The sequence below is a fragment of the Halobacillus sp. A1 genome (assembly GCF_024189295.1).
GTDB lineage: Bacteria > Bacillota > Bacilli > Bacillales > Halobacillaceae > Halobacillus_A.
Window position 1 is genome coordinate 93,233 of record NZ_JAIZEN010000002.1, and the last position, 26,000, is coordinate 119,232.

General features: G+C 41.0%; 28 protein-coding genes and 1 other RNA gene. 9 read left to right on the forward strand and 20 right to left on the reverse strand.

The window, feature by feature from the left end:
* Positions 1-191 precede the first annotated feature (191 nt).
* From LF817_RS03440 to sigK, 7 genes are all read left to right on the forward strand, one after another.
* A complete protein-coding gene (locus LF817_RS03440; protein WP_256558175.1) occupies positions 192-2,525 on the forward strand; it encodes a Na+/H+ antiporter subunit A in 2,334 nt (777 codons plus the stop codon).
* A gap of 3 nt (positions 2,526-2,528) precedes the next feature.
* On the forward strand, positions 2,529-2,867 hold the full coding sequence (locus tag LF817_RS03445) for a Na(+)/H(+) antiporter subunit C (RefSeq protein ID WP_253934370.1): 339 nt from the start codon (positions 2,529-2,531) through the stop codon (positions 2,865-2,867).
* Positions 2,860-4,347 (forward strand): Na+/H+ antiporter subunit D, encoded by a 1,488-nt coding sequence (locus LF817_RS03450; protein ID WP_253934371.1) that lies wholly within the window; start codon positions 2,860-2,862, stop codon positions 4,345-4,347. The genes LF817_RS03445 and LF817_RS03450 overlap by 8 nt, the downstream gene beginning before the upstream one ends.
* Positions 4,348-4,354: 7 nt before the next feature.
* Positions 4,355-4,831: a Na+/H+ antiporter subunit E gene (locus tag LF817_RS03455; RefSeq protein WP_253934372.1), complete on the forward strand. Its 477-nt coding sequence runs from the start codon at positions 4,355-4,357 to the stop codon at positions 4,829-4,831.
* The gene (locus tag LF817_RS03460; protein WP_253934373.1) at positions 4,831-5,142 is read left to right on the forward strand and encodes a monovalent cation/H+ antiporter complex subunit F; all 312 of its coding nucleotides are present in this window, start codon (positions 4,831-4,833) and stop codon (positions 5,140-5,142) included. The genes LF817_RS03455 and LF817_RS03460 overlap by 1 nt, the downstream gene beginning before the upstream one ends.
* Entirely contained in the window at positions 5,123-5,473 is a 351-nt protein-coding gene (gene mnhG, locus LF817_RS03465; protein WP_253934374.1) for a monovalent cation/H(+) antiporter subunit G, read from the forward strand. The genes LF817_RS03460 and mnhG overlap by 20 nt, the downstream gene beginning before the upstream one ends.
* A 127-nt stretch (positions 5,474-5,600) precedes the next feature.
* On the forward strand, positions 5,601-6,314 hold the full coding sequence (gene sigK, locus LF817_RS03470) for an RNA polymerase sporulation sigma factor SigK (RefSeq protein ID WP_253934375.1): 714 nt from the start codon (positions 5,601-5,603) through the stop codon (positions 6,312-6,314).
* Between the two features lie 238 nt (positions 6,315-6,552).
* Here the strand turns inward: sigK and LF817_RS03475 are convergent, their stop codons facing one another.
* The 19 genes from LF817_RS03475 to LF817_RS03565 all read right to left on the reverse strand — a co-directional run bounded on the left by LF817_RS03475 (position 6,553) and on the right by LF817_RS03565 (position 23,594).
* Positions 6,553-6,780 (reverse strand): YrhC family protein, encoded by a 228-nt coding sequence (locus tag LF817_RS03475; RefSeq protein WP_253934376.1) that lies wholly within the window; start codon positions 6,778-6,780, stop codon positions 6,553-6,555.
* Between the two features lie 66 nt (positions 6,781-6,846).
* Positions 6,847-7,539, reverse strand: coding sequence for a 5'-methylthioadenosine/S-adenosylhomocysteine nucleosidase (mtnN, locus tag LF817_RS03480; protein WP_253934377.1), 693 nt, complete (start codon positions 7,537-7,539; stop codon positions 6,847-6,849).
* Positions 7,540-7,558: 19 nt separating this feature from the next.
* Positions 7,559-8,341 carry a YrrS family protein gene (locus LF817_RS03485; RefSeq protein WP_253934378.1) on the reverse strand — a complete coding sequence of 261 codons (783 nt, stop codon included), beginning with the start codon at positions 8,339-8,341 and terminating at the stop codon, positions 7,559-7,561.
* Between the two features lie 162 nt (positions 8,342-8,503).
* Positions 8,504-8,983 (reverse strand): transcription elongation factor GreA, encoded by a 480-nt coding sequence (greA, locus tag LF817_RS03490; RefSeq protein ID WP_253934379.1) that lies wholly within the window; start codon positions 8,981-8,983, stop codon positions 8,504-8,506.
* 148 nt (positions 8,984-9,131) lie between these two features.
* On the reverse strand, positions 9,132-9,785 hold the full coding sequence (udk, locus tag LF817_RS03495) for a uridine kinase (protein ID WP_253934380.1): 654 nt from the start codon (positions 9,783-9,785) through the stop codon (positions 9,132-9,134).
* Between the two features lie 36 nt (positions 9,786-9,821).
* Positions 9,822-10,454 (reverse strand): O-methyltransferase, encoded by a 633-nt coding sequence (locus tag LF817_RS03500; protein ID WP_253934381.1) that lies wholly within the window; start codon positions 10,452-10,454, stop codon positions 9,822-9,824.
* A 101-nt stretch (positions 10,455-10,555) separates the two neighbouring features.
* Positions 10,556-11,701, reverse strand: a complete 1,146-nt coding sequence (gene mltG, locus LF817_RS03505) for an endolytic transglycosylase MltG (RefSeq protein WP_253934382.1) — start codon at positions 11,699-11,701, stop codon at positions 10,556-10,558.
* Positions 11,702-11,873: 172 nt separating this feature from the next.
* Positions 11,874-12,158, reverse strand: a complete 285-nt coding sequence (locus LF817_RS03510; protein ID WP_253934383.1) for a DUF1292 domain-containing protein — start codon at positions 12,156-12,158, stop codon at positions 11,874-11,876.
* A gap of 13 nt (positions 12,159-12,171) precedes the next feature.
* On the reverse strand, positions 12,172-12,588 hold the full coding sequence (gene ruvX, locus LF817_RS03515; RefSeq protein WP_253934384.1) for a Holliday junction resolvase RuvX: 417 nt from the start codon (positions 12,586-12,588) through the stop codon (positions 12,172-12,174).
* A complete protein-coding gene (locus LF817_RS03520) occupies positions 12,588-12,857 on the reverse strand; it encodes an IreB family regulatory phosphoprotein (protein WP_253934385.1) in 270 nt (89 codons plus the stop codon). Before LF817_RS03520 ends, ruvX begins: the two co-directional genes overlap by 1 nt.
* 65 nt (positions 12,858-12,922) lie before the next feature.
* On the reverse strand, positions 12,923-15,559 hold the full coding sequence (alaS, locus tag LF817_RS03525; RefSeq protein ID WP_253934386.1) for an alanine--tRNA ligase: 2,637 nt from the start codon (positions 15,557-15,559) through the stop codon (positions 12,923-12,925).
* A gap of 322 nt (positions 15,560-15,881) precedes the next feature.
* Entirely contained in the window at positions 15,882-16,949 is a 1,068-nt protein-coding gene (locus LF817_RS03530; protein ID WP_253934387.1) for an AI-2E family transporter, read from the reverse strand.
* Entirely contained in the window at positions 16,949-17,125 is a 177-nt protein-coding gene (locus tag LF817_RS03535) for a hypothetical protein (protein WP_253934388.1), read from the reverse strand. Before LF817_RS03535 ends, LF817_RS03530 begins: the two co-directional genes overlap by 1 nt.
* A 54-nt stretch (positions 17,126-17,179) precedes the next feature.
* Positions 17,180-19,510 carry an SF1B family DNA helicase RecD2 gene (gene recD2, locus LF817_RS03540; protein WP_253934389.1) on the reverse strand — a complete coding sequence of 777 codons (2,331 nt, stop codon included), beginning with the start codon at positions 19,508-19,510 and terminating at the stop codon, positions 17,180-17,182.
* A gap of 20 nt (positions 19,511-19,530) precedes the next feature.
* The gene (locus tag LF817_RS03545; protein ID WP_253934390.1) at positions 19,531-20,193 is read right to left on the reverse strand and encodes a tetratricopeptide repeat protein; all 663 of its coding nucleotides are present in this window, start codon (positions 20,191-20,193) and stop codon (positions 19,531-19,533) included.
* A gap of 60 nt (positions 20,194-20,253) precedes the next feature.
* Complete coding sequence (gene mnmA / locus LF817_RS03550) at positions 20,254-21,366, reverse strand: tRNA 2-thiouridine(34) synthase MnmA (protein ID WP_253934391.1); 1,113 nt, start codon at positions 21,364-21,366, stop codon at positions 20,254-20,256.
* Positions 21,367-21,380: 14 nt separating this feature from the next.
* Positions 21,381-22,520 carry a cysteine desulfurase family protein gene (locus LF817_RS03555; protein WP_253934392.1) on the reverse strand — a complete coding sequence of 380 codons (1,140 nt, stop codon included), beginning with the start codon at positions 22,518-22,520 and terminating at the stop codon, positions 21,381-21,383.
* A gap of 17 nt (positions 22,521-22,537) precedes the next feature.
* Positions 22,538-22,957, reverse strand: a complete 420-nt coding sequence (gene cymR, locus LF817_RS03560; RefSeq protein ID WP_253934393.1) for a cysteine metabolism transcriptional regulator CymR — start codon at positions 22,955-22,957, stop codon at positions 22,538-22,540.
* On the reverse strand, positions 22,902-23,594 hold the full coding sequence (locus LF817_RS03565; protein ID WP_253934394.1) for a YczE/YyaS/YitT family protein: 693 nt from the start codon (positions 23,592-23,594) through the stop codon (positions 22,902-22,904). The genes cymR and LF817_RS03565 overlap by 56 nt, the downstream gene beginning before the upstream one ends.
* A gap of 123 nt (positions 23,595-23,717) precedes the next feature.
* Between LF817_RS03565 and LF817_RS03570 the strand changes: the two genes are divergently transcribed.
* Together LF817_RS03570 and LF817_RS03575 are read left to right on the forward strand one after the other, a co-directional pair.
* Positions 23,718-24,992, forward strand: coding sequence for a replication-associated recombination protein A (locus LF817_RS03570; RefSeq protein ID WP_253934395.1), 1,275 nt, complete (start codon positions 23,718-23,720; stop codon positions 24,990-24,992).
* Positions 24,993-25,078: 86 nt separating this feature from the next.
* Positions 25,079-25,702, forward strand: coding sequence for an RsfA family transcriptional regulator (locus LF817_RS03575; protein ID WP_253934396.1), 624 nt, complete (start codon positions 25,079-25,081; stop codon positions 25,700-25,702).
* 44 nt (positions 25,703-25,746) lie between these two features.
* Here LF817_RS03575 and ssrS read toward each other — a convergent pair.
* Positions 25,747-25,938: non-coding RNA, 6S RNA (gene ssrS / locus LF817_RS03580), on the reverse strand.
* Between the last annotated feature and the right edge of the window lie 62 nt (positions 25,939-26,000).

The window sequence follows — 26,000 nt, forward strand, 5'->3', positions numbered from 1 at the left end:
CGTTTTTTTTTAATATTTTTTTTTCATAACCTGCTTCCGATTTTCTTCATATTTATATATTTTGAGAAAAAGGACAACAATAAAATGGTTTATAGGAGTATTCAGTTGAATCTTTGACTGTTTTTTGATTACAATTGAGTGAACCAACTATAACAATATGCTGGATCTTAGTTCGAGGGAGGATCAACCAGATGCTACTGGCTGTACTATTGCCTTTTATTATCGCTATTTTCATTCCATTTTTAAGTAAGTGGAAACACAAGCTTCACACGGGTTTTTTCGTTACTGCTGTACCTGTTGTGATCTTTATTTATTTTGCACGATTTATAGGACCGGGATTCGAGCCTGTTGAAAGAGAATATTCCTGGATACCATCATTGGATATGAACTTTTTATTCTATCTTGATGGTTTGAGCTTACTATTCATTTTACTTATAAGTGGAATAGGCTCCCTAGTTGCATTTTATTCGATCTATTACCTACATAAATCGGAGCAACTGGGACATTTTTATGTTTACTTTTTATTATTCATGGGTTCCATGCTGGGAATCGTATTATCTGATAACGTATACGTTTTATATACGTTCTGGGAATTCACTTCCCTATCATCATTCCTTCTTATCGGATTTTGGAATCACAGGGAAGGTTCTCGGTATGGGGCTCTGAAATCCATGCTGATTACAGTCTTTGGAGGGCTGAGTCTACTTGGTGGCTTAGTGTTCATGAGCGGAATTACTGGAACTGCAAGTATTCAGGAAATGATGAGTCAGCAAGAATTGATTTTAAATCATGACTTCTTCCCACTCATCCTGACCTTGATTCTATTAGGAGCATTTACGAAATCTGCTCAGTTCCCATTCCACATTTGGCTTCCAGATGCAATGGAAGCGCCGACACCTGTCAGTGCGTATTTACACTCGGCAACTATGGTTAAAGCCGGAATTTTCTTAGTTGCGCGCTTTCTTCCTATGCTTTCTGTTTCAGAGTGGTTCTTTATTATCGTATCTGCAGTCGGAATAGCCACGTTATGCTGGGGATCCTATATGGCTGTAAGACAGACTGACTTAAAAGGAATCCTTGCCTTTTCAACAATCAGTCAGCTCGGGATGATCATGGCTATGCTTGGTTTCGGTACAAAAGCAGCTATTTTTGCTGCAGTTTTCCACATTTTGAACCATGCGACCTTTAAAGGCAGCTTGTTCATGATTGCTGGAATAGTAGATCACGAAACCGGTTCGAGGGACATTAGGAAATTAGGAGGGCTCATGACATTCCTCCCGATTACGGCTACTTTAGCTGTCATCGCTTCATTTTCGATGGCGGGTGTTCCGTTTCCGTTCCTTAACGGATTCTATAGTAAGGAAATGTTTTTTGATGCTGCCGTGACTATGGACTTGTCTGTTACTGGCATTGCAGCAACATTGCAGACTTTATTCCCTTACTTGGCCGTACTAGGAAGCATTTTCACATTTGTATATTCTATGTACTTCTTCTTCGGCACTTTCCGAGGAAAAGCGAACATTGATGAGCTTCCCAAGAAGCCCCACGAGGCACCGGCGGGAATGTTGGTTTCTCCAGCTATCTTAGTACTTGGCGTCATCATCATCGGATTGTTCCCAGATTTGATCAACAAACCTTTCATAGAGCATGCGGCTTCAGCGGCTTATGGAAGTGAAAATGTGAAAGATATATATTACTGGCACGGATTATCACCGGCATTCATTATGTCGATTACTGTACTGGTATTCGGAACGATTCTTTACCTGTCTATTCCGAAGTGGGCTTCCATTTACAACGCAGTCCCAGGCCGTCTAAGTTTAAACACATTTTATGACGGGCTTGTCGAGCGCACAGAAAGATATTCAACTATCATTACTAACAGCTATATGAACGGCTCACTGGGGCGATATGTCCGTTTGATACTAGTGGCTATAGTTGTAGTAACTTTCGGCACCATGGCTCTTACAGGCGGGTTTACTCTTGATTTCGGTAACGTGTCAGAGGTGACCCTGCACGAAGTACTGATCGCAGTCGTCATGGTCATTGCTGCAATAGGTACGATCATAGCTAAAAACAGAATTGCTGCCATTCTGATCTTAGGTGTTGTCGGTTACGGGTTAGCGATGTTGTTTGTGCTCTACAGAGCACCTGACTTGGCCTTGACCCAACTTATCGTCGAAACAGTAACCGTAGCTCTATTCTTACTCGTGTTTTACCACTTGCCTAATCTTGAGCCGCACCATGAATCATCATTAACAAAAGCGATGAATTTGATCATATCGGTCGGCTACGGCTTATTGATGACAATGGTTGCTATTTCTGCCCACAGCCATAAGATGTTCGATACTATGTCAAGTTACTTTGTAGATAATTCCTATAAGCTCGGCGGTGGAGATAATATAGTAAACGTCATTCTTGTCGACTTCCGTGGGTTAGATACGTTGTTTGAAATTGCTGTGTTAGGAATTGCTGCGATGGCTATTTTCGGATTGATTCGATTACGCGGAAAGAATAAGGAGGAGTAACTCATGGAGATCATTATGGCAGTCCTTGCCGGTACTTTATTCACAACAGGAGTATATAACCTCCTCCAAAAGCAGCTCCTCCGAATCGTAATCGGTACCGCATTAATATCTCACGGTGCCCACTTGTTCATTTTGACGATGGGAGAGCTTAAAAGAGGAGCGCCGCCGATTCTGACGGATGGAATTGACCAATATACAGATCCGCTTCCGCAAGCCTTGATCTTGACTTCTATCGTTATTAGTTTCGGGGTGACGAGCTTACTGCTCGTATTAGCTTATCGAGCCTCCAAGATTAACGGCACAGACAATATGGAGCAATTGAGGGGAAACGATTATGAGTAATTTATTAGCTTTAACAATTATATGGCCGTTATTGGCAGCAATCATTACGGCCTTTTTCAATAATAAGAAAAATACAGTTCGAGTCATGTCTCAAATGTTTACACTGATCAATTTAGCTCTTGTAAGTGTCGTTCTTTTTCTGATTTCAACAAACGGAACGATCATCCTTGAAACGGGAAGCTATGAAGCTCCGTTCGGCATTGTGATAGTTGGAGATATGCTGTCTATCACTTTAGTATTGACCACGAATATAGTGGCTGCTGCTTGTGTATTTTATGCACCAAAGTCACTGACCGAGCAGCAAGAATCTTTCTTCTTTTACAGCTTCTTTTTCATGCTGATCAGTGGAGTCAGCGGTGCATTTCTTACAGGAGACTTATTCAACCTTTTCGTATTCTTTGAAGTACTGCTCATGGCTTCATACGGGTTGATCGTACTCGGAAATGGAAAAGCGCAGCTAAGAGAATCTTTGAAATATGTACTAATTAACTTATTCTCATCCATGCTGTTTGTAACGACCATTGCCTTTTTATATTCCGTCGTTGGATCGGTAAATATGGCTCAGGTTTCTCAGAGGGTGCAGGAAGTCGAACAACAAGGGATCCTTACAACAATTGCCATGCTGTTCTTCTTTGTTTTCGCAACGAAAGCAGCAGTTTTCCCCTTGTATTATTGGCTGCCAAGGCCTTATATAGTTCCGAACCCAGTCGTTTCCGCCCTTTTTGGGGCCTTGCTTACTAAGGTTGGAATTTATTCGATCCTTAGAGTGTTCACCTTGATCTTCGTAGGCGAAACCGACCTTACTCACACTATTTTCATATATTTAGCTGCATTTACTATGATTTTTGGAGTAATCGGCGCATTATCTACCAACAATATCAAACTGATCGTAGCTTATAACATTATTCCTGCTGTCGGTTTTATGATGATGGGAATAGGCATATTTTCAGAAACAGCGCTCAGCGGCACGATTTATTATTTAATTAATGATATGGTAATTAAAGCAGCACTCTTCCTGCTCGTTGGCCTCATCGCTTATGTAGCGGGAACTTCTGACTTAAGAAAAATGAATGGACTGATTCACCATTACCCAGTCCTCGGATGGTTCTTTTTCATCGCTACTCTTGTTTTAGCGGGTATTCCACCGTTCAGTGGTTTTGTAGGAAAGCTGCTTCTTATCCAGGGCGGGTTGGCGCAAGAAGAAATAATGGTAGTTATCGCTTCACTCGTATCGAGCCTGCTCATTTTATTCTCTATGATCAGAATCTTTATTCGTGGATTTTGGGGTGAAAAGCAGGATGCTCCCCCTCACCCTGAAAGAAGCGGAGCAGCTCGCCGTATGACTTGGCCGATCGCGGTCCTGCTATCAATTACTGTTCTTCTGGGTGTTGGAGCTGAATGGTTTTATCCTTCCGTAGAAGAAATGGGAGAATATTTAATGAACCCGCAAATCTATATTGATTCTGTAATAAAGGAGTAGACAGCTAATGCCTTATCAAATTGTCCTCAACATTATCATTGCTGTCATGTGGATGTTTCTAAGTGAGACGTATAACTTTACTACTTTCTTAGTAGGTTACCTGATTGGTATTCTGATGTTGGTAGTACTACAGAGGTTCATCCCTGACACGTTTTACATGCAGAGGGTTTTCAGTGTAATTAAGCTGATCTTACTCTTTGTCCGAGAACTATTACTTTCAAACATCGATATCGTAAAACTCGTTTACAAACCAAAATTAGATATGAAACCGGGAATTTTTGAACTTCCCATTGATCTGAAAAGTAATTGGGAGATCACCTTGCTTGCCAATTTGATTTCATTGACTCCCGGAACTCTTTCTTTAGATGTGAGTGAGGATTACTCAAAAATTTACGTCCACGCTATGGACATTCCAGATGTTGAAGCCTCAGTTACGGAAATCAAAGAAACGTTTGAAAAAGCTATCATGGAGGTGACACGGTAATGGAGCAAACTTTAGAAATTACCCAATCACTAATCCAAGTCTCTGCAATTATCTCAATTATCGGTGTATCCTTGTCTGTAATGATCTTGCTTTATCGGGTCATCAAAGGACCGACCAATCCTGATAGAGCGGTCGCATTAGATATATTTGGAGTGAACATCATGGGCTTAGCAGGCATCATCGCCATCCTGCTGGTTTCTACACAATTCAATGATGTTATTTTATTGATTGGTATACTATTATTTATCGGAACCATAGCGCTGGCGAAATTCATTGAAAAGGGTGTTATCATTGAGCGGGACATGGATTAATATTGTTTTTGATTTGCTCATATGTTTTTTCTTATTATCAGGCACCTTTTTCTTGATTTCCGGTTCTATCGGAGTGTTAAGATTTCCGGATGTTTACACCCGCCTGCACGCGGCTACAAAAAGTGCCACTTTAGGTGTCGCAGGGATATTGATAGGTGCCTTCATCTTCATGTACGTGGAACATGACATCATCAGCGGTAAACTACTGCTGGGTGTTCTGTTCATCCTACTCACTGCTCCTGTTTCAGGTCACATGATCGGCAGAGCAGCTTACAAAAGCGGCGTTCCTTTATGGGAAGAGAGCATACAGGATGATTATAAACAAAATTAATAATGAAGCAGAAAAGCAGCCATTCTCCTGGCTGCTTTTTTATTTGCTTTAGTACAGGCACGGTCAGGTTTCTTTCGACATACACTTGTGGTAGGCAGTTGCCCAATACACGAGGAGGTGTGTTTTTTTGAGCAGTTTGTTAGCTTCCATCTTATATTTCTTCAAAGAAGCTATATTCTTTGTATCATATGTAAAGAATCAGGCGTTTCCTAACCCCTTATCCAAAGAAGAAGAAGCTAAGCAGCTACAATTGATGAAGGAAGGGAACAGAGAAGCCCGGGATAAGCTGATTGAACATAATTTAAGGCTTGTCGCTCACATCGTTAAAAAGTTTGAAAACACAAAAGAGGACTTTGAAGACCTGATATCTATCGGTACAATCGGTTTAATCAAAGGAATAGAAAGCTATTCCACGGGTAAAGGAACGAAGCTCGCCACTTATGCTGCACGTTGTATTGAAAATGAAATACTTATGCATTTGAGATCTACGAAAAAAATGAATAAAGACATCTCTTTGCAAGATCCCATCGGTCATGATAAAGAAGGTAATGAACTTAATCTGCTCGATATTTTGCAAGCAGATGTCGTTGATATTGTAGAAGAAATTCAACTTCATATGGAAATAGCACAAATTAGACAATATATTTCGGTACTTGATGAAAGAGAAAAAGAAGTAATCGTTTTCAGGTATGGTTTACATGATGAAGACGAAAAAACTCAGAGAGAAATTGCCAAAGAATTAGGCATTTCAAGAAGCTACGTATCGAGAATTGAAAAGAGAGCTTTAATGAAGATATTTCATGAATTTTATAAGCAGAGTAAATATGGAAATTCTCCTTGAGTATAAACCCTGTTTAAGGATAAATTCTACTGAAGTTAATCCGGTCGTTATGAGTGTGCAATAAAAAGAACTAAAAAGAGGCTTACTAGCATTCAAGCGCACATCCATAAAGAGGGGCCAGCCCTGCCCAAGAAGATATATACAGAAGGCATAACACCAATTTATCTTGTTTTAGAACTAATTTGAAATGGTTTAAACATAAAAAATCCACTGTGTATATGAAACACAGTGGATTTGACTATTCTTCCCTTAATTTTTGCTGGAGCACCTTCAATTTTTTCACAAAATAGAAGGCGGTGGATAATAGCAAAGTGATGAGTACGAACAAATAATAGTATGAAGTTGAATGATACTCATATATGCTGATCAGCACCCCGATATATAAATAACCGCTCAGTATAATCAATGTCATGGTGAACCTTCTGTAGTCAGCTAATTTACCTTCCAATACCTTGTTAGCGTCCATCAAGCCACCTCCTATACTTGAATGATTGTAACATAAGTTAGAGGTGCCTTGAGATGGTAATTTCTACTAGTCTATCGACTCTAGCATAGAGAAGATCATGGAAGCTGCATTGTCAGCAGCCTTAGGCAGAAATTGATCAAATGATATAGAAGATTCTTTCCCAGCAATATCAGAGAGAGCTCGAATGACTACAAAGGGTGTTTCATACTTGTAACACACTTGGGCAATGGCTGCTGCTTCCATCTCTGCTGCTATCATCTCAGGAAATTTTCCTCGTACAAAACTTACACGTGATTCCTCCTGCATAAAGGAATCACCTGTTGCTATTATTCCTTTTTTAGCATTTGCATCTGTTTTTTTAACTGCTTCCATTGCTTTATTAATAAGTTCCCCATCGGCGGGGTACATCGCTGGCAAGCCAGGTACCTGGCCATATTCATACTTAAATGCAGTTACATCTACATCGTGATGCGTCACGAGAGTTGAAATGACCAGGTCCCCAACTTCTAACTCTTTTGCAAAACCGCCAGCTGAGCCTGTATTGATCACTTTACCGATATCAAAACGTTCATGCAGAATTGTAGTAGCAATAGCCGCATTTACTTTACCTATTCCGGATTTTAATAAAACGACAGAATGTCCGGCCAATTCACCTTCAATAAAGGTGCTTTCAGCCACATGATGGACTTCCCTTATTTTCATTTTACTTTTCAGTAATTCTATTTCTTCATCCATTGCGCCGATAATACCTATTGCCATTAGTCTAACTCCTAACTTATTAATAAGGATTGTTATTTAATTCTTCTACTTGAAGTGGTTGATATCCTTCTCCGTCTTCCCAATCAATCAACACCCTCTGGACCTTTCCTTGCCCTCCATCTGAAATCGCTGCATGAACCTGTCCATTTCCTGCATTCTCTATTCTCCAAACCGTCATAGCTCCAACATCTACACCTGTAGCCTTACTTGCCGCCTGCAGGATTTCCTGCCAGTCTTGGGAGTTTGGATCATAAGTTGTTCTATGTTCTCCAGATATGTCTTGTTCGGTTTGTACAGGGCTCCAGTCCCCTGTGATTACTCTATCCACGTTTTCTTCAGAACTCTCTTCCACTTGACGATCATCATTTTCTTCGTCTTCGCTGGACTCCTCCTCCTCAGAAGATTCTTCTTCCGATTCCTCTTCTTCGGATTCTTCATCCTCATTTTCTTCTGAAGATTCGTTTTCACTCTCTTCTGACTCTTCTTTTTCATCTTCTTCTGAAGAATCATTTTCGGAGTTTTCCTCATCTGAGTCTTCATTTTCCTCTTCTATTTCTCTCACTTCTAATTCTTCAGTTGGTTCTTCTGAGTCACCACTGCTATCATTCTGTTCTGCTGATTCAGACTGGGTTTCGGAATCTTGAGTCTCATCTGGCGCAACACCTCCGCCAGCTGTGAACAGGATTATATAAACGATTATTAATAAAGCCGCTGCACTAGCCAAAATCGTTGCTATTATTTTTGATCTCTTTCTTTTCGCAAAACGGCCTTCTCTGGAAAATCCAGAGTTATTTTTAGACATTCCTTGTTCCTCCTTTACAAGCATATAAGACATACATTTTCTATAATTTACAAAACACAGGAAATAAAAGTTTCACAAAAAAATTCATTTCTACCTTACACGCTGATTGATAAGTATATACAGCTAGATAAAAAGGCAGGGAGTTTTTCCCTGCCTTCCCCATTATAATGTAACCGTAACTATTTTCACGTTGATCTCGCCGCCAGGGGTTACAACAGTAACCTTATCTCCTACTTCATGGCCGATCAGGCTCTGGGCCATCGGAGAATCATTAGAGATTTTTCCTTCAAAGGGGTCGGCTTCTGCACTGCCTACGATTGTATATGTCTCTTCATCTCCATCAGGCAATTCTTGGAAAGTGACTGATTTCCCCATAGATACGCGATCAGGATTATCGTTATCACTTTCAATAATCACTGCATTGCGAATCATATTCTCAACCGTTTGAATTCTTGCCTCTACGAAGGCTTGCTCATCTTTAGCCGCATCGTATTCCGAGTTCTCGGATAAGTCACCAAAACCTCTAGCAATCTTAATTCGTTCTACTACTTCTTTTCTACGTTCGTTTTTTAAATATTCAAGTTCTTCCTCAAGTTTTCGTTTTCCCTCGTCGGTCATGTAAAAATTCTTTTCTTCTGCCATATTCATACACTCCTTATATCCGCCAATAATAAACGATTAAAATTCTTACTACTAAGAAGATCCTACTCCATTTTATTAATATAATGTATACCGGAGTGAGGTTTCCTAGAACTTCTATCAAAAACTATGCCAGATTTGTTTAAACTTTTCAACTATTTTCTCTGCTTACGAGCTGACCTTTTTCGCGGAGAACTGTCTGAATTTTCGTCGCCATTAAGTCGATGGCCACGTGGTTCTGCCCGCCTTCTGGAATAATTATATCTGAATAACGTTTCGTCGGTTCAACAAACTGGAGGTGCATAGGTCTAACAACATTAATATACTGTTCTATGACTGAATCCAAAGTTCGGCCCCGCTCATTTATATCTCTCATCAATCGGCGAATGATCCGCACATCTGCATCCGTATCTACAAAAACCTTGATATCCATAAGGTCACGAAGTCTTTCATCTTCTAAAACGAGAATTCCCTCAATAATAATGACTTCTTTCGGCTCTACTGTAATTGTTTCATCCGATCTGGTATGAATTTTATAATCATACACTGGTTTTTCGATCGACCGCTCTGCAATCAGCTCTTTTAAATGCTCAATAAGTAAATCGTTATCAAAAGCGAGTGGGTGATCATAATTGGTTTTCAGTCTCTCTTCCATAGGCAGATGACTCTGATCTTTATAATAATAGTCTTGTTCCACCATCAAAATCGATTTATCCGCAAAACGTTGAATAATAGATCGGGTTACACTCGTTTTCCCCGATCCGGTCCCCCCCGCTACTCCAATTACTACAGGTTTATCAGTCATTCGTTCTGGTTCTCCTTTCACCAATTCCAAATTTATCTATGATTTTCTAGTTGTAATAGCTACTCCATCGCCTATGGGTACAATCGTTGTATTGTAATCTGGATGCTCATTGAGCAGCTGATTAAATTTGATGATTTTAGAAACCATTTTCTCAAGCCTCTCAGGCGCCTTGGAAGGATCTGCTACATACCCCTTAAACAATACATTATCTGAAACGATGATTCCATGTTCTGACACTAAAGGAGAATATAAACGAAAGAAATCTTCATATTTCCCTTTAGCTGCGTCTATAAATAGAAAGTCGAACGGCCCATATGCTTCTATTTGTTCTTTTATATGAAGAGCATCTCCAGCTAATAAATGGATCTGTTGTTCTTTACCGAAGAACCTGATGTTTTGCTTGGCTTCTTCGTACCTTTTCTCATCTCTTTCAACCGTAACTATTTGACTTTCAGGTAAAGCTTCCACCATTCTTAAAGCAGAATAACCAATCGCTGCCCCTATTTCAAGAATGTTGTTTGGTCTGTGGACTCTCAACAACTGCATGAGAAATTCAATACCTAAAGGTTCCATGATCGGCACATTATGCTCCTTTGCATACTTTTCCAGTTCCCTCACGTCGTTCGAGGCCGGATGAAGTAAACTATGCAGATATTCTTCCTGCTTCATGATGGAATCCCCTTTCATCTATAGAACTTCTCTTTTACAACCCTATTATTTTAACATAAAAAAAACAAGGAATGCGAGATATATTACGCATTCCTTATAAATCATTCATCTTCGGGTATATAATTATGACCCTCGTCACTAGAAATATGCTCTTCTTTTAACTCATTATGTTCCTCTAAAGTCTCAGAATAGAAAATTTCACCTTCACTGTTCGCTAAGAAATAAAGGTAATCTGACTCTACCGGATTAAAAACAGCCTGAAGTGAATTGATGTTGAAGCTTGAAATAGGACCTACGGGCAGCCCTTTATTCTGGTAAGTATTGTACGGTGATTCTACTTCCAGATCCTCATATAACACACGGTCTTTATGCTCGCCTAATGCATAGAGAACAGTGGGATCCGTTTGCAACATCATATCTTCGTTCAACCTGTTATAAAAGACCCCTGCGATTTCTCTGCGGCTCTCTTCATTGGGGGCTTCGTTTTCTACAAGCGAAGCCATCGTGATTACTTCATGGATACTCATATCGGAGTCCTCGATTTCATCACCGTATTCCATAACTTCTCCCTCTGTCCGTGAAACCATTACCTCGACTATTTCTTCTATTGTTGGGTCTTCCACATCATAATCATACGTTCCCGCAAATAAATAACCTTCTAGGGGATAACGGATGTCTTCTTGTAAAATATCATCCGTAAGAAGTGATGGGTGATCTTCTATCAATTCATTTAAGTAATCTTCATCATTTACTTTATTCAGAAACTCTTCCTCTGTAAATTCAAGCTTTTCACTGTAGATTTCTGCTATTTGCTCCATATTACGCCCTTCAGGAATAGTAATTCTAACGGCCGCACCTTTTGTCTTCCCGGTTTGAAGCGATTCGATGACCTCATCCAATGTCATTGAAGCAGAAAAACTGTAACTCCCTGCTTGAAAGCCTGTTTCATTATTAAATTTTGTGTATAACCTGAAGATGATCGCACTTTTTATTACATCTTCATTCTCAAGGATAGCAGCTATTTCAGACGTAGAGGACCCTAGTGGGATATCCACATCGACATTTGACTCGTCATTTGGGTCTACGGGTTCTATGGATGATTTAATATATAGATATCCTGCGATTAAAGAAACAATCAATCCAATACCTATGGCGGCTAATACGATCATAACGATCTTTCTCACCGTTCCCGCTTCTTTGCGGCGATTCTTCAACCGCTCTTTATGTCCTTTTTTATAACCTGACAAAAGTACTCCTCCTTCCACCCGCTACATTATACTACAAATTACCTGGCTATTTCTACGCCATTAGACATTTGCCCTCATATCTTCCGCCATTAACCAGTGACGATATCCCAGTTTTTGTTGTTAAAAAACCATAAAAAAACTTGCAGGCGGGTGCCTGCAAGTTCAATCCCTCTTACGTGAGATCTTCTTCCGTTAACGTATTCAACATTTCTTCAACCATTTCCCATTCTTCGTCAGAGTCTATCTGATATAAAGCTAGGTCATCTTCTTCATTGCCTTTTTCTTCATACCTAAAGGCAAAGACTTCTACCTCATCGCCCTCTTTTTGTTCAGCAGGTACGACTGCAATATATGATTGTTCTGTCTGTTCCACATCGAACGTAAATAATACCTCGAATAAATGCTCTTCCCCGTTTTCATCAGGGATGATAATTCGTTCTTCTTTCTCTAATGCCATGATGTTGCCTCCTTTATTGTTTAGAATCCAAATAACTTTGTAAAATGATGACCGCAGCCATTTTATCAATGACCTTTTTTCTTTTTTGACGACTTACATCAGCATCCAGTAATACTCGTTCCGCCGCCATGGTCGTCAAGCGCTCATCCCAATATTGGACGTTTAGTTTGAATTCCTTTTCTAGCCACTTTCCAAACCTGTAACTTGCTTCTCCACGTGGACCAATCGTTCCATTCATATTCTTAGGTAACCCGATGACTGCTTCACTCACATCGTGTTCAGAAATCATCTCACGAAGCGGTCCTTTCGCTGTCGTATAATTATTTTCGTCCCAATGAAGTGTCGTGAGACCTTGAGCTGTCCACCCCAGTGCGTCAGAAATGGCAACTCCGATAGTTTTTTCTCCTACATCTAAACCTATTTTTTTCATTAAACGTCCTCTTTATTGTTTTCCAAATAGTACTTAACTAATTCCTCAATCAGCTCGTCCCGTTCCATTTTACGGATTAAATTTCTGGCATCATTATGGCGAGGAATGTAAGCAGGATCCCCTGATAGTAAATATCCGACAATTTGATTGATAGGGTTATACCCTTTCTCTTGGAGGGAGTTATGAACCGAGAGCAAGAGGGTTCTGACATCCTCGTCAAACGGTTCTTCCGAAAAGTTGAAGCGCATCGTTTTATCCATCGAACTCATTATTTGTCACCTCGCACATTGTTAGTCTTTGTTCCATTATATACTTATTTTCGAGTTTGTAAAAATCAACCCGTCTTTCTAGCGTAATCTTTTGCGAAATTCAAAGCCTCAGATATTTTCGAAGAATCTTTACCACCTGCTTGAGCCATATCAGGTCGGCCTCCACCGCCTCCACCGCATATGGCAGCCGCCTGTTTAATCAAGTTCCCTGCATGGTACCCTTCATCGATTAAATCTTTAGAAACACCCGCAATCAATTGAACTTTATCCCCGTTTGTAGTTGCCAGCAGGACAATGGCCGAACCGATTTGCTGCTTCAAGTCATCCATCATGGTCCGTAGGGCATTACTGTCCTTGACGTCGACTTGCTTTGCCAGTACATGAACACCATCGATATCCTCTACTTCATCTAAAATGGAGGAAGCCTCCAAGTTAGATAATTTGGTTGATAATGACTCGTTTTCGCGCTGTAATTCTTTTAATTCCTGATGAAGGACTTGCACACGCTCTGGCACTTGATCAGGTTTAGTTTTCAGCAATTGAGCCGATTCTTTTAGGATCATTTCTTTATTGGTCATCAACTCGTAAGCGCCTCTTGCAGTAACAGCTTCCATTCTTCTCGTACCAGCACCAATACCTGTCTCGGTTATAATTTTGAACATTCCGATTTCAGCAGTATTTCCTACGTGACAACCTCCGCATAATTCCATACTGTAATCTCCGACTTCAACAACCCGAACTTCAGAGCCGTATTTTTCACCGAAAAGAGCCATAGCTCCTTTCTCCTTTGCCTGCTCGAGAGAATGATACTCTATGCTGACAGGAATCGAATTCCATATCTTTTCATTGACGATTTTTTCAATTTGTTCAAATTCTGCTTCAGTCACCGATCCGAAGTGAGAGAAATCGAAACGCAGCCGATCAGGAGAAACCATAGATCCAGCTTGATTGACATGATCACCAAGAACATCTTTAAGAGCCTGATGCAGCAAGTGAGTAGCCGTATGATTTTTAACGATATACGATCTCGTCTCTTTGTTTACTTCCGCAACGACTTTATCACCTTTTTGTATCGTACCCTTAGTTACGACCGCTTCATGCATATGCTGTCCATTCGGTGCTTTTTGGACATTGCTCACATTTAAAACAGCTTCATTGCTTTTCACTAATCCTTTATCAGCGATTTGTCCTCCGCTTTCCGCATAAAAAGGAGTGCGGTCGAGGAAGAAATACACAGTATCTCCTTCATTCGCTTCTTCTGCAAATTGATTTCCTTTAATCAATTCGACGATTTCACCATCAGCCTTCAATTGGTCGTACCCTACAAATTCACTGGCAACTTGAACGTCCCCGAGTACACCATCTTGGATTTGCATACTGTCAGATTTCTGGCGGGCACTTCTTGCACGTTCTCTTTGCTTTTTCATTTCCTGCTGGAACCCTTCCTCATCAATAGAGAAGCCAGCTTCAGAAACATATTCTTCTGTCAGTTCTTTTGGAAAACCAAATGTATCATACAATCTGAACACTTCTACCCCAGGAAATACATTGCTGCCTTTTTCTGATTCCTGATTCATGATCTTATTAAGGATGGATAGCCCGTCATTCAATGTTTCATGGAAACGTTCTTCTTCCGTTTTGATTACGTTTTGAATAAAGTCTTGTTTTTTACTGACTTCAGGATAGAAATCATTCATGATCTCAGCGACTACTGGCACTAGTTTATACATGAATGGTTCGTCTATACCTATTTGCTTGGCAAAACGCACTGCACGGCGCAGGAGGCGTCTTAGAACGTATCCTCGACCTTCGTTAGAAGGAAGGGCTCCATCACTTACAGCAAAGCTTACTGTACGCATATGATCCGCAATAACTTTAAAAGCAGCATCCTGGTCGACTGTATCGCCGTAAGTGCGCCCTGATATCTTTTCTGTCGATTTGATGATCGGTAAAAACAAATCTGTTTCAAAATTAGTAGGTGTATCTTGAATGACACACACCATCCGCTCCAAACCCATTCCTGTATCAATGTTCTTCTTAGGAAGCGGCGTATACGTATCATCAGGATTGTGATTGAACTGGGAGAACACAAGATTCCAGATTTCTAAATAGCGTTCATTTTCTCCACCTGGATATAGCTCCGGGTCAGAAGAATCCGCTCCATACTTAGCTCCGCGATCATAGAAGATTTCCGTATTCGGACCGCTTGGGCCTTCTCCGATATCCCAGAAATTCTCTTCCAAGCGTATGATCCGCTCTTCATTCACACCGATTTTATCCCGCCAAATTTCATAAGCTTCATCATCTTCGGGATGCACGGTTACTGATAATTTCTCAGGATCGAATCCAATCCAATCCTTGCTCGTAAGAAACTCCCATCCCCAGGCGATCGCTTCTTCTTTAAAATAGTCGCCAATGGAAAAGTTACCCAGCATTTCAAAAAATGTATGGTGACGCGCAGTGAACCCAACATTTTCTATATCGTTCGTACGGATAGATTTTTGAGCGTTTACAATTCTCGGGTTATCCGGAACCACGCGTCCATCAAAATATTTTTTCAGTGTAGCCACTCCACTGTTGATCCATAAAAGGGAAGGATCTTCATGGGGAACAAGCGATGCGCTCGGCTCCACTGTATGACTTTTTTCTGTAAAGAAATTTAAAAACATTTGTCGGACCTCTGCTGAAGTTAATGATTTCATGCTACGTGCCTCCTGTTAATTTCATGTATTTCGCTATATGAACATAAAAATCCCGCCCCTGCACTCTGGCAGGGACGGGATTATAATCCGCGGTACCACCCTGATTATAGACTGATCAGCCTATCACCTTGGACGCTTGTAACGGTACGTGAAACCGGCGGGTATTAGCCGCACTCAGAAATAGCTTTCAACAGCGCCAGGTTAGTTCCTCTTTCAGCCCGGGGAGGTACCTCTCTTATGACCGGCTGTCTGTTTACTCTTTTTCTTCAAAGTGTTATGCGTTCATATAGTAATAGATAGCGCAATTATAGATAATTTGTGCTTATCTGTCAACGTTCATACGCGATCGGTAAACTTCTTCTGAAATGACTTTCAAGCAGGTGAGTACAGGTACAGCTAACACCATCCCTGCGATTCCTGCAAGTTCACCTCCGGCTAGCAAAGCGAAGATAATAAGCAAAGGGTGGATATGAATGCTTTTCCCCATAATATAAGGTGAAAGGAAGTTACCCTCAATGATTTGTATGATGACGATGACGACCACCGCAATAACCAAAGTTTTCACAGAAATAGTCAAAGCCACAATCAATGCGGGTACAGCACCGAACAGCGGACCGAAATAAGGAATGATATTCGTAATCCCTGCCACAACACCGAGCACCAATGGATAAGGAAGCCCTGCGATCCAGAAACCTATGCCAGCCAAAACTCCTACAAACAGACTGATTAACAGTTGACCTCTAATATATCCGCCCAGGGAATGGCTTAACTCTTTCGTCAAATGGACGGCCTCTCTTTTCCACTTCCTTGGAACTAAAAAAAGCAGAGCATTCATAATGTAATGATGGTCTTTCAAAAAATAAAACGTCATGACAGGTATGACTGCAATGAGTACAATCACATTGAAAAGACCGCTCATACCTGAAACAACTGCCATCATTCGCTCATCCATCCATGATTCCAATCTGCTGAAACTTTGCTCCAGCCTCTCATGAATTCCGTCTGGAAACCGCTCGGTCTGTTCATACATTTGCTTCGTCCACTTCTGATACGCCTCTATTAAATGAGGAAGCTGCTCATTAAGCATTTTAATTTGATCTATTAAATGAGGATATCCACGATAAACCCCATACCCCGCTAAAGAAAAGAACACGAGAAATATGAGTAATATAGCTATTGAGCGCTTTAAACCCACTTCCTCTAAATATTTGACCAAAGGATGTAGCAGCATCGCCAAAATAATTGCAATTAAAAAAGGAAGTACGATTCTCCCTAGTAAAATAACTACATGATCATAATGTGGAAATAACCAGGCAAGAAAAAGAAGAAGTAATAGAACAATGAAAAAGATGGACAGACGGACCGTCCATTTTATCAGTTTTTTATCCATTAGGAACCTGATTGATAGAATAAATCATTCAAGGAACTTAAACTGCCATCTTCTTCGATTTGATGGACATTGACTATGCCTTTTTCTACAGAAAGTTCTAAACAGCAGTTCCAGCAATAGTATTGTTCATTGCCTATCCGTCCCAAGTTCTTGCCATTACAGTTCGGACATTTCATAAGGGCAAACTCCTTTTTACTGCTAGTTTGCCCCTTGATTTTACAATTTATACCTTACATAAAGTCATAAGGTGATAGACCTTCCTCTTCCGCTTCTTCCTCTATTGCAGGGATACGATGTTCTTGAAGCTTTTCAGCCAGACCAGTATACCTTAAATTCGTGTCTCTCGTCTGGATTCCTTCTAAAAATGCTTGCTGATCCCCACAAATGATCAGCGATTGTTTCGACCTGGTAATCGCTGTATAAATCAAATTCTTCCTAAGCATTCTTCGGTAGCCTCTTACAATTGGAAGAATGACAATAGAGAATTCACTACCTTGGGATTTATGGATCGATGTACAATACGCGTGCATGATGTTGTTCAGGTCTTTCTTTGGATAAACCACTTCTTTGCTGTCATATTCCACAACCACCTGTTCGATTTGATCCACGTTTTCTTCAGCACGGAAGATTGCTGCGATTTCTCCTATGTCTCCGTTATATACACCGTCTTCAGGCTGGTTGACCAATTGAATGACTTTATCTCCTTTTCGATAGGTCACTTCTTTAAAGGTCAAGTCCCTTTTTTGTTTACTTTTCGGGTTAACGACCTGCTGGATCTCTTCGTTAAGCTTATGGATTCCCGTTTCCGAGCGGTACATCGGGGCGAGTACTTGAACTTCACGCAGTTCAATCCCCTTATCGATCGCTTTTTTTACAATATTCGTGACCAACTCTTTTATTTGGTGCTCTCCGGCAGGTATAAAATTGAAATCATGGTCTTTTTCTAATGATTTTGATGTACACTGGTCATTTTTTATTTCATGGGCCAGCTGGATGATTTTTGATCCTTCTTTTTGTCGGTAGACTTCTGTTAATTGAATAGAAGGTATATAGTCCGAACGCAATAGGTCAGCTAATACTTGACCGGGTCCAACCGATGGAAGCTGGTCTTCATCTCCGACAATCAATACTTGCATGCCTGAGGGAATCGCTCGAAACAATTGGTTGGCCAGCCATATATCAACCATAGAAAATTCATCAATAATCAGCACATTGCCTTCCAACTGGTTATCCTGATTTTTTTCAAAACTATTGTGGCCATCCCAGCCTAATAAACGGTGAATGGTTCTAGCAGGCAATCCTGTCGATTCTGTCATTCTTTTTGCAGCTCTTCCTGTAGGAGCTGTCAAAATAAAAGGAAACGGATCTCCACTGCCATAGTCACCTGGGTCAATCGATACATCATTAAGTTTCGAATAGGATTGTATGATCCCTTTTATCACAGTCGTTTTCCCCGTACCTGGACCGCCGGTCAATATCATAGCCTTGGAATGAAGAGCTTTCTCAATCGCCTGGAATTGGTCTTCGCCATAACTCATGGCTTCTTTCTCTTCCACATCACCTATGATTTTCATTAAATCCGCCTGTGTATGTTCGATGTCCAAGCTTTCTTCCGTGATGCGCTCCAATTGATGGCAGAGCCCATTTTCAGCATGAAAAAGCGAAGGCAGATAGACATGATCCTCTTCTATGAAAACATAACGATTTTCTGCCAAATGGACGATTTGTTCCGATAATTGCTCAAAGGTTACTGCGTTCATATTTCCATTGTTCAAAAGATTTTCCACCTGGGAAAGACATAATTCAGTCGGAAGATACACATGACCAGATGATAGGCTTTGCTGCATGATATATAGGCAAGCCGCCCGTACTCTTGTCGGATGGTCATCCGGGAGCTCCTGCATTTTTGCAATCTCATCGGCCCGGTGGAAACCAAACCCTTCAACTTCAAACACCAGCTGATAAGGGTCTTCCTCTATGATCGATAGGGTCTGATCTTTGAAAGCTTCATATATTTTTTGTGACATTTTCAGTCCGAATCCGTACTGGTTAAGATGGATCATCACGTGTTCAAAACCTTGATGCTCCTTTAGAGCTTCATGTAATTGCTTCTTCTTTTCCTTAGCCAGTTTCGGCACTCGGTCAAGTACATCCGGGTTTTGAAGAATCATTGAGATAGCCTGTTCGCCAAGCTCATCGACAATCCTCTCTGCCGTCTTTTGCCCGATCCCATGGAATAGATCGCTCGCTAAATAAACGATTAACCCATCTTTCGTTTCAGGCATGACACGTTTATAAAAATCCACTTGGTATTGGCGTCCGAATTTTTTATGTTCTTGAAATTCACCATGGAAAACGTAGGATTCTCCTTCTTCTAAAGGAGGGAAATATCCTTTAATGACTAAACTTTTTTCTGAGAAGTCTTCATTCGTATCCGTCACGTTTATGCTGGCAATCGAAAAGTGCTCGGATTCTTTATGAAAAATCATCCGGTTCAATTCACCAATAATATAAGGACGTTTTTCTTCTGTTGATTCAGAAAAAAGTGTATGTTCTTCCATGATCATCTTTCCCCTTTAGATTATTCTCCACTTAAAGCTTGTTCGATTTGTGCCTTTGCATGGGCCGCTAACGTATGATCACCATTACACTCTAAAGCTTTGTTAAAGTGTTCAAGGGCTAGACCTGCATCTTCTTTATGAAGAGCGACAACCCCTAAATTATAATGAGCATCACTGTGATTTTCTTCTAATTGTAGCACAGTTTTCATCGTTTCTTCAGCTTCTTCTATTTGACCGGTTTGAGCTAAACATAAACCGTATTGAAATTGAATATCGATATCCTTCGGTTCAAGTTCAGAAGCTCTCAGCAAATAAGGAAGAGCCAGCTTCATATACTCCTGATGAACTAACGTCATCCCAAGCATAAAGTGAACATCAGCCTCTTCTAAGCCTTTTTCAATGGCTAATAGGAACTGGTTTTGTGCTTTTGTATAGTTTTCTTGCTCATAGTAAACGTTGCCTAAACCGTAATAAGCAGTGGCAGCCTGCTCGTCAAGCTCAATAGCCCGATTAAAAAATCGTTCAGCTCGTTCCCATTCGTTCACATGAACTAATAAATTCCCGAAATTAATGTAACCTACAGGATCGTCAGGATTCTCTTCTATCGTTTCCGTGAAAAGTTTAGTAGCTTCCTCGAAGTTTTGCTTCTTCATATGTTCGATCGCTTGATTCAATTTATCCATTTTTCATACCTCCTGCTTAAAAATAGCCATGCCCAAAAGCAAATGGACATGGCTTGTTTTTCATCCAACGTAAGTCAATGATTCATTCTCTTTCACTACTTGGTCAATCGTTGCACCGCCTAAACAAACTTCACCTTTATAAAGGACAACAGCCTGACCGGGAGTGACAGCTCGTTCACGTTCATGGAATTTCACAACATAGGTTCCGCCCTCTTTAGGGATGACAGTGACAGGGCTATCTTCTTGACGATATCGGAATTTAGCCGTACATTCAAATGGTTCTAAAGGAGGGTCATTACTCGTCCAATTTGCATCTACTGCAATTAGACCATCAGAGTACAGCGCTTCATGATGGTAGCCTTGACCAACATAAAGGATATTGTCTGTTACATTTTTACCAACCACAAACCACGGTTCACCTGCTCCACCAATACCAAGCCCCTGGCGCTGACCTAATGTGTAGTACATCAAACCATCATGCTGACCTTTTACTTCACCGTCTAAAGTCTGCATCTCTCCTGGCTGGGCAGGGATGTACTCACTTAAAAATTCTTTGAAATTACGTTCTCCAATGAAGCATATGCCTGTGGAATCTTTTTTCTTAGCGGTTGCAAGCTCATGATCCTCCGCAATTTTACGTACTTCTTTTTTATCTATATGACCTAGAGGAAACATAACTTTAGAAAGAACTTCCTGTGACAGCTGATTCAAGAAGTAGGTTTGATCTTTATTTTGATCGACCCCTCTAAGCATTTCGTAAGTTCCATCGACCTCACGTACTTGAGCATAATGTCCCGTAGCGAGATAATCAGCACCTAGAGCTAACGCGTGATCCAGGAAAGCTTTGAATTTGATTTCTTTGTTACACATGACATCAGGGTTCGGGGTTCGGCCAGCTTTATATTCGTCTAAAAAGTAAGTGAACACTTTATCCCAGTACTGCTTTTCAAAATTCACGGCGTAATAGGGAATATCCAGCTGATTACATACATGTATAACATCTTCATAATCTTCTGTCGCGGTGCATACACCGTTTTCGTCGGTATCATCCCAGTTCTTCATGAAGATACCAACGACATCATACCCTTGCTCTTTTAGCAGCAGGGCAGATACGGATGAATCGACTCCCCCGCTCATACCGACGACAACTCTTGTATCTTTATTCTCTTTCATCGTATTTTTACCTCCTAACTCAGCCTTTCGATGATTTGGCTGATGCGCTTTGCGGCCGCAACGATATTTTCCTCGGTGTTGGCCATTCCAAAACTAAATCGAATCGAGTTAATCGTTCTCGGGTCATTTCCCCCGTACATTGCGGACAGTACGTGTGAAGGTTCAACTGAACCAGCCGTACAGGCACTGCCGCTTGAGGCGGCTAGACCAGACAAATCAAAATTAGTTAATAAAGTTTCCACATTCATTCCGGGAAAACTAAGGTTCACGATCGTTTCTACCTGATGCTCGACTGAACCATTTATTTTAAAATCGACATGTTCCTTTTCCAGTGTCTCCAGGAATAATTGTTTATAACGAGCGTATTCAGTTCTTCTGGATGAACGAAATTCGTCAGCCAGTTGAACTGCTTTCTGAAATCCGACGATGGCTGGAAGATTTTCTGTGCCAGCTCTCCTTTTTCTTTCTTGTTCTCCGCCAAAATGCTGGGAATTTAAGTTCGTACCTTCTCTCACATAGAGAAAGCCGCCCCCTTTAGGTCCGTTGATTTTATGACTGGACACAGTCAGTAAATCAACAGGAAGTTCCCTGACATCGATGGAAATCAAACCATAAGCCTGTACAATATCTGAATGAAAGTAAGCTTGATGATCTTTGAGAGCGTCGCTTAATTCACGAATAGGCTGAACGACACCTGTTTCATTATTCACCATCATGATCGTCACTAAAATCGTATCTTCTCTTAGAAGGGTGTGCACATCTTCTGACTTTACACGGCCATCATTATATACCGGGAGATAACTCACTTCAAAGCCTAACGACTCCAAATGTTCTACGGCATGCAATGTCGCATGATGCTCTATTTTAGAAGTAATAATGTGACGACCTTTATGCTGATTAGCAATTGCTGCTCCGATAATCGCTAAATTATCAGATTCTGTTCCGCCACTTGTAAAAACAATTTCCTTGTCCTTCGCCTGGATGCTTTCCGCGGCTGTATGACGCGCGTCATCAAGTTGTTTCCTCGCTTTTCTGCCAAAGGTATGGACACTTGAAGGATTTCCGAATGTTTCTTGTAAAACAGAAATCATAGCTTCTGTCACTTGTGGATGAACAGGTGTCGTAGCCGCATGATCTAAATAAATAGACTCCACCTTTTCCACCTCCATATTTAAATATAAAACATATACGCATCTTGAGTTTGATCGTCCACGTGATCTTTCAAGTCTTCTAACGTCGTGGTATCCAGTACATCTTTCACTGCATCCCTTACTCTTTTCCAAAGAGCTTGCTTTGCAGGTTCTTCATCTTCTATGCCTTCTACAGGGGTAATCGGTCCTTCTAGTACCCTGATTACATCTCCCGCAGTGATTTCGTAAGGAGCTTTCGTCAGCATGTATCCTCCGTACGCACCGCGCACACTCTTAACGAGACTCGCATTCCGAAGCGGTGCAATAAGCTGCTCTAAATAATGTTCGGATAACTCATTATCTCTGGCGATCTGCTTCAACGATATTGGGCCATCCCCATATTTCCTAGCCAATTCGATCATGATGGTCAGGCCGTAACGGCCCTTTGTAGAAATTTTCATACGATTCACCTTTCTTCATTAAAAAGTTCAATAATCGTTTAGAAAGAGGGAGAGAATATCCCACGAAAGAACCGAGGAAAAGTGCGATGAAAACTGTTCCGATTCCAACCGGTCCTCCTAACATCCACCCTAGAAGGGCAACCGTGACTTCTATCCCATTACGTACAGTAGAAACTTTCCATTGCAATTTATCTGTAAGAATCAACATCAAACTGTCGCGTGGCCCAGCACCGATATCTGCTGCTACATAAACTCCTATACCCAGCGCCGTTATCATTGTACCAGCCACGAAGAAAATGACTTGATTAAGAAGCCAGCTTGGTTCCGGCAATATCCAATTAAAAAAATCAATGAAGACGCCGATTAAAACCATGTTTAATATCGTACCGATTTTAGGAAATGTCCTCAAAACGATTGAGCTGATAATGACGATCAACAGACCCGCGATAATAGACCATGTCCCGACCGTAAGTCCGAGTTGTTTATATAATCCATAATGAAGCACGTCCCATGGACCTATACCAAAAACTCTTACTTGCATAGTTAATGAAATTCCCAGTCCAAGTAAAGTTAATCCTACAATAAAAAAAGACCAGCGAAGACCGGTATGCGGTCTGACGTATTGATCATTCTTCATAGCTGATCTCTCCTTCTTCAATTATACCAAACGCTATTATAGCATGAATGGCAAGTCTCTTGCATTTTAATAGAATTGAGCATACCCTTAACGTAATTATCATTGTAAAGGAGCTATCCGTTTATGAGCGTACAACCTCTAGCATACCGACTAAGACCCTCCACACTCAACGATATTATCGGACAGAAACATTTAGTGGCTGAGGGGAAAACATTACATCGAATGGTAACAGCTGAACGATTAGCTTCGATGATACTATTTGGTCCACCAGGGACTGGAAAAACCTCCATGGCAACAGCTTTGGCCAAAAGCTTGCAGCTTCCTTACAAAACGCTGAATGCAGTGACTGATAAAAAGAAAGACATGGAAATAGTAGTGGAAGAAGCTAAAATGCACGGTCAAATGGTGCTCATCTTAGACGAAGTGCACAGGCTTGATAAAGCTAAACAAGATTTTTTACTTCCTCACCTTGAAAGTAACCGACTAACGATGATCGGATGTACGACGAGCAACCCATACCACTCCATCAATCCAGCTATTCGCAGCAGGTGCCATCTTTTTGAATTACATCGTCTTGAGGAACGGGACATTGAAGAAGCAATTCAAAAAGCATTAGTCAACAAAGGTGAGGGCTTGGGCAACATCAATATCAAACTGACAGACGAAGCCCTCCATCATTTTGCCAAAAGTGCCAATGGGGATATGAGAGCGGCCTTGAACGGATTGGAACTTGCTGCTTTTTCAACTCCGGAAAATGAAAAGGGTGTTGTTTTTATCGATTTGGATTCGGCAGAAGAGTGTATGCAGAAAAAAAGCTTTTCACATGACAAGGACGGAGATGCGCACTATGATGTACTATCCGCTTTTCAGAAATCGATTCGCGGAAGTGATGTTAACGCTGCCCTTCATTATCTGGCACGTCTGATCGAGGCTGGAGACCTCGACAGTATCAGCCGCCGACTTGTCGTGATCGCTTATGAAGACATAGGGCTCGCTAACCCGCAGGCAGGACCTAGAGCACTAGCCGCAGTAGAAGCGGCCGAACGATTAGGTTTCCCTGAAGCCAGAATTCCTCTGGCGGCTTCTGTAACAGAGCTTGCACTTTCCCCTAAATCAAACAGCTCTTATAAGGCACTGGACGCAGCTTTATCTGATATTAGAAATGGAAACAGCGGGGATGTTCCAATTCATTTGAAAGACTCACACTATAAAGGGGCAGGCAAACTCGGTCGAGGAAATGATTATAAATATCCCCACAACTACCCTAACGCCTGGGTGGACCAGCAGTATCTCCCGGACACACTGAAGAAGAAATCCTACTACGAACCTAAATCAACTGGCAAATTTGAGCAAGCACTGAAACAGGTTTACGATAAAATCAATCAACAAAAATCATAATCAAGTATAATCCTGCTTTACTTTGGTCACAATAGTAGCAAAATCTTACAAACTATTTTTCTAATAGTTCAACTGGAGGGTAAATTATGCCAAAAGTAAGGCAAGATGCTTGGTCTCATGAAGATGATTTATTATTAGCTGAAACAGTGCTCCGTCACATAAGGGAAGGGAGTACCCAATTAAGGGCGTTTGATGAGGTAGGAGACGTGCTTAACCGCACATCCGCTGCTTGTGGATTCCGCTGGAATGCAGAAATAAGACAGAAGTATGAGCAAGCTGTAGAACTTGCGAAAAAACAGCGCAAAGAAAAGAAACGATCTGAAGCTGCCTTTCAACAACCTGTCGCTGCCATCCCTAAAACCCATTCCGACCCTGTACACAGAGAAATCGAGGCTCCTATCGAAGAGAATAATGAGGAAATCCTTGATTTGAATCAGGTGATTTCATATTTGAAATCACTTCAAAAAGAAAGCAAGTCTCAGCTTGGGTTAAGTAGTAAACTTCAAGAGCTTGAAGAAGAAAAACAAGAACTCTTAAAAGAAAACGAACAACTGCATACTCAACTCAACTCATTAAAGGAAGATTATCAAGCTTTTATTTCAATTATGGATCGAGCACGAAAGATGACAATGTTCGATGACCAGGAATACATGAATAAACCCTTCTTCCGTATGGAGAAGAACGGAAATCTAGAACATTTAGCAAAATAGAAAGAGCGAGCATAATATGCTCGCTCTTTCTACCAAAAAACAAAACCAATCCCAATTGTGCCGTTGTTTCACCATGAGTTTTGAACCCGCTCCAGGCAGGTGGGTGCCTTGCTTCGCATTTCTTGCGTCCTCTGAATGTAATAAAGAGGCATGCATTCCGTGCGAAGACGTCAGGCTCCCGTCTCAAAAATGTTCGGTCAAAACGTACATTCGGACAACGTACACATCAGGATTGGCTTATTTAATTTGTAATCAAATAATAGCACAGTTTATTATGCTTATCAAGCATGGAACCACC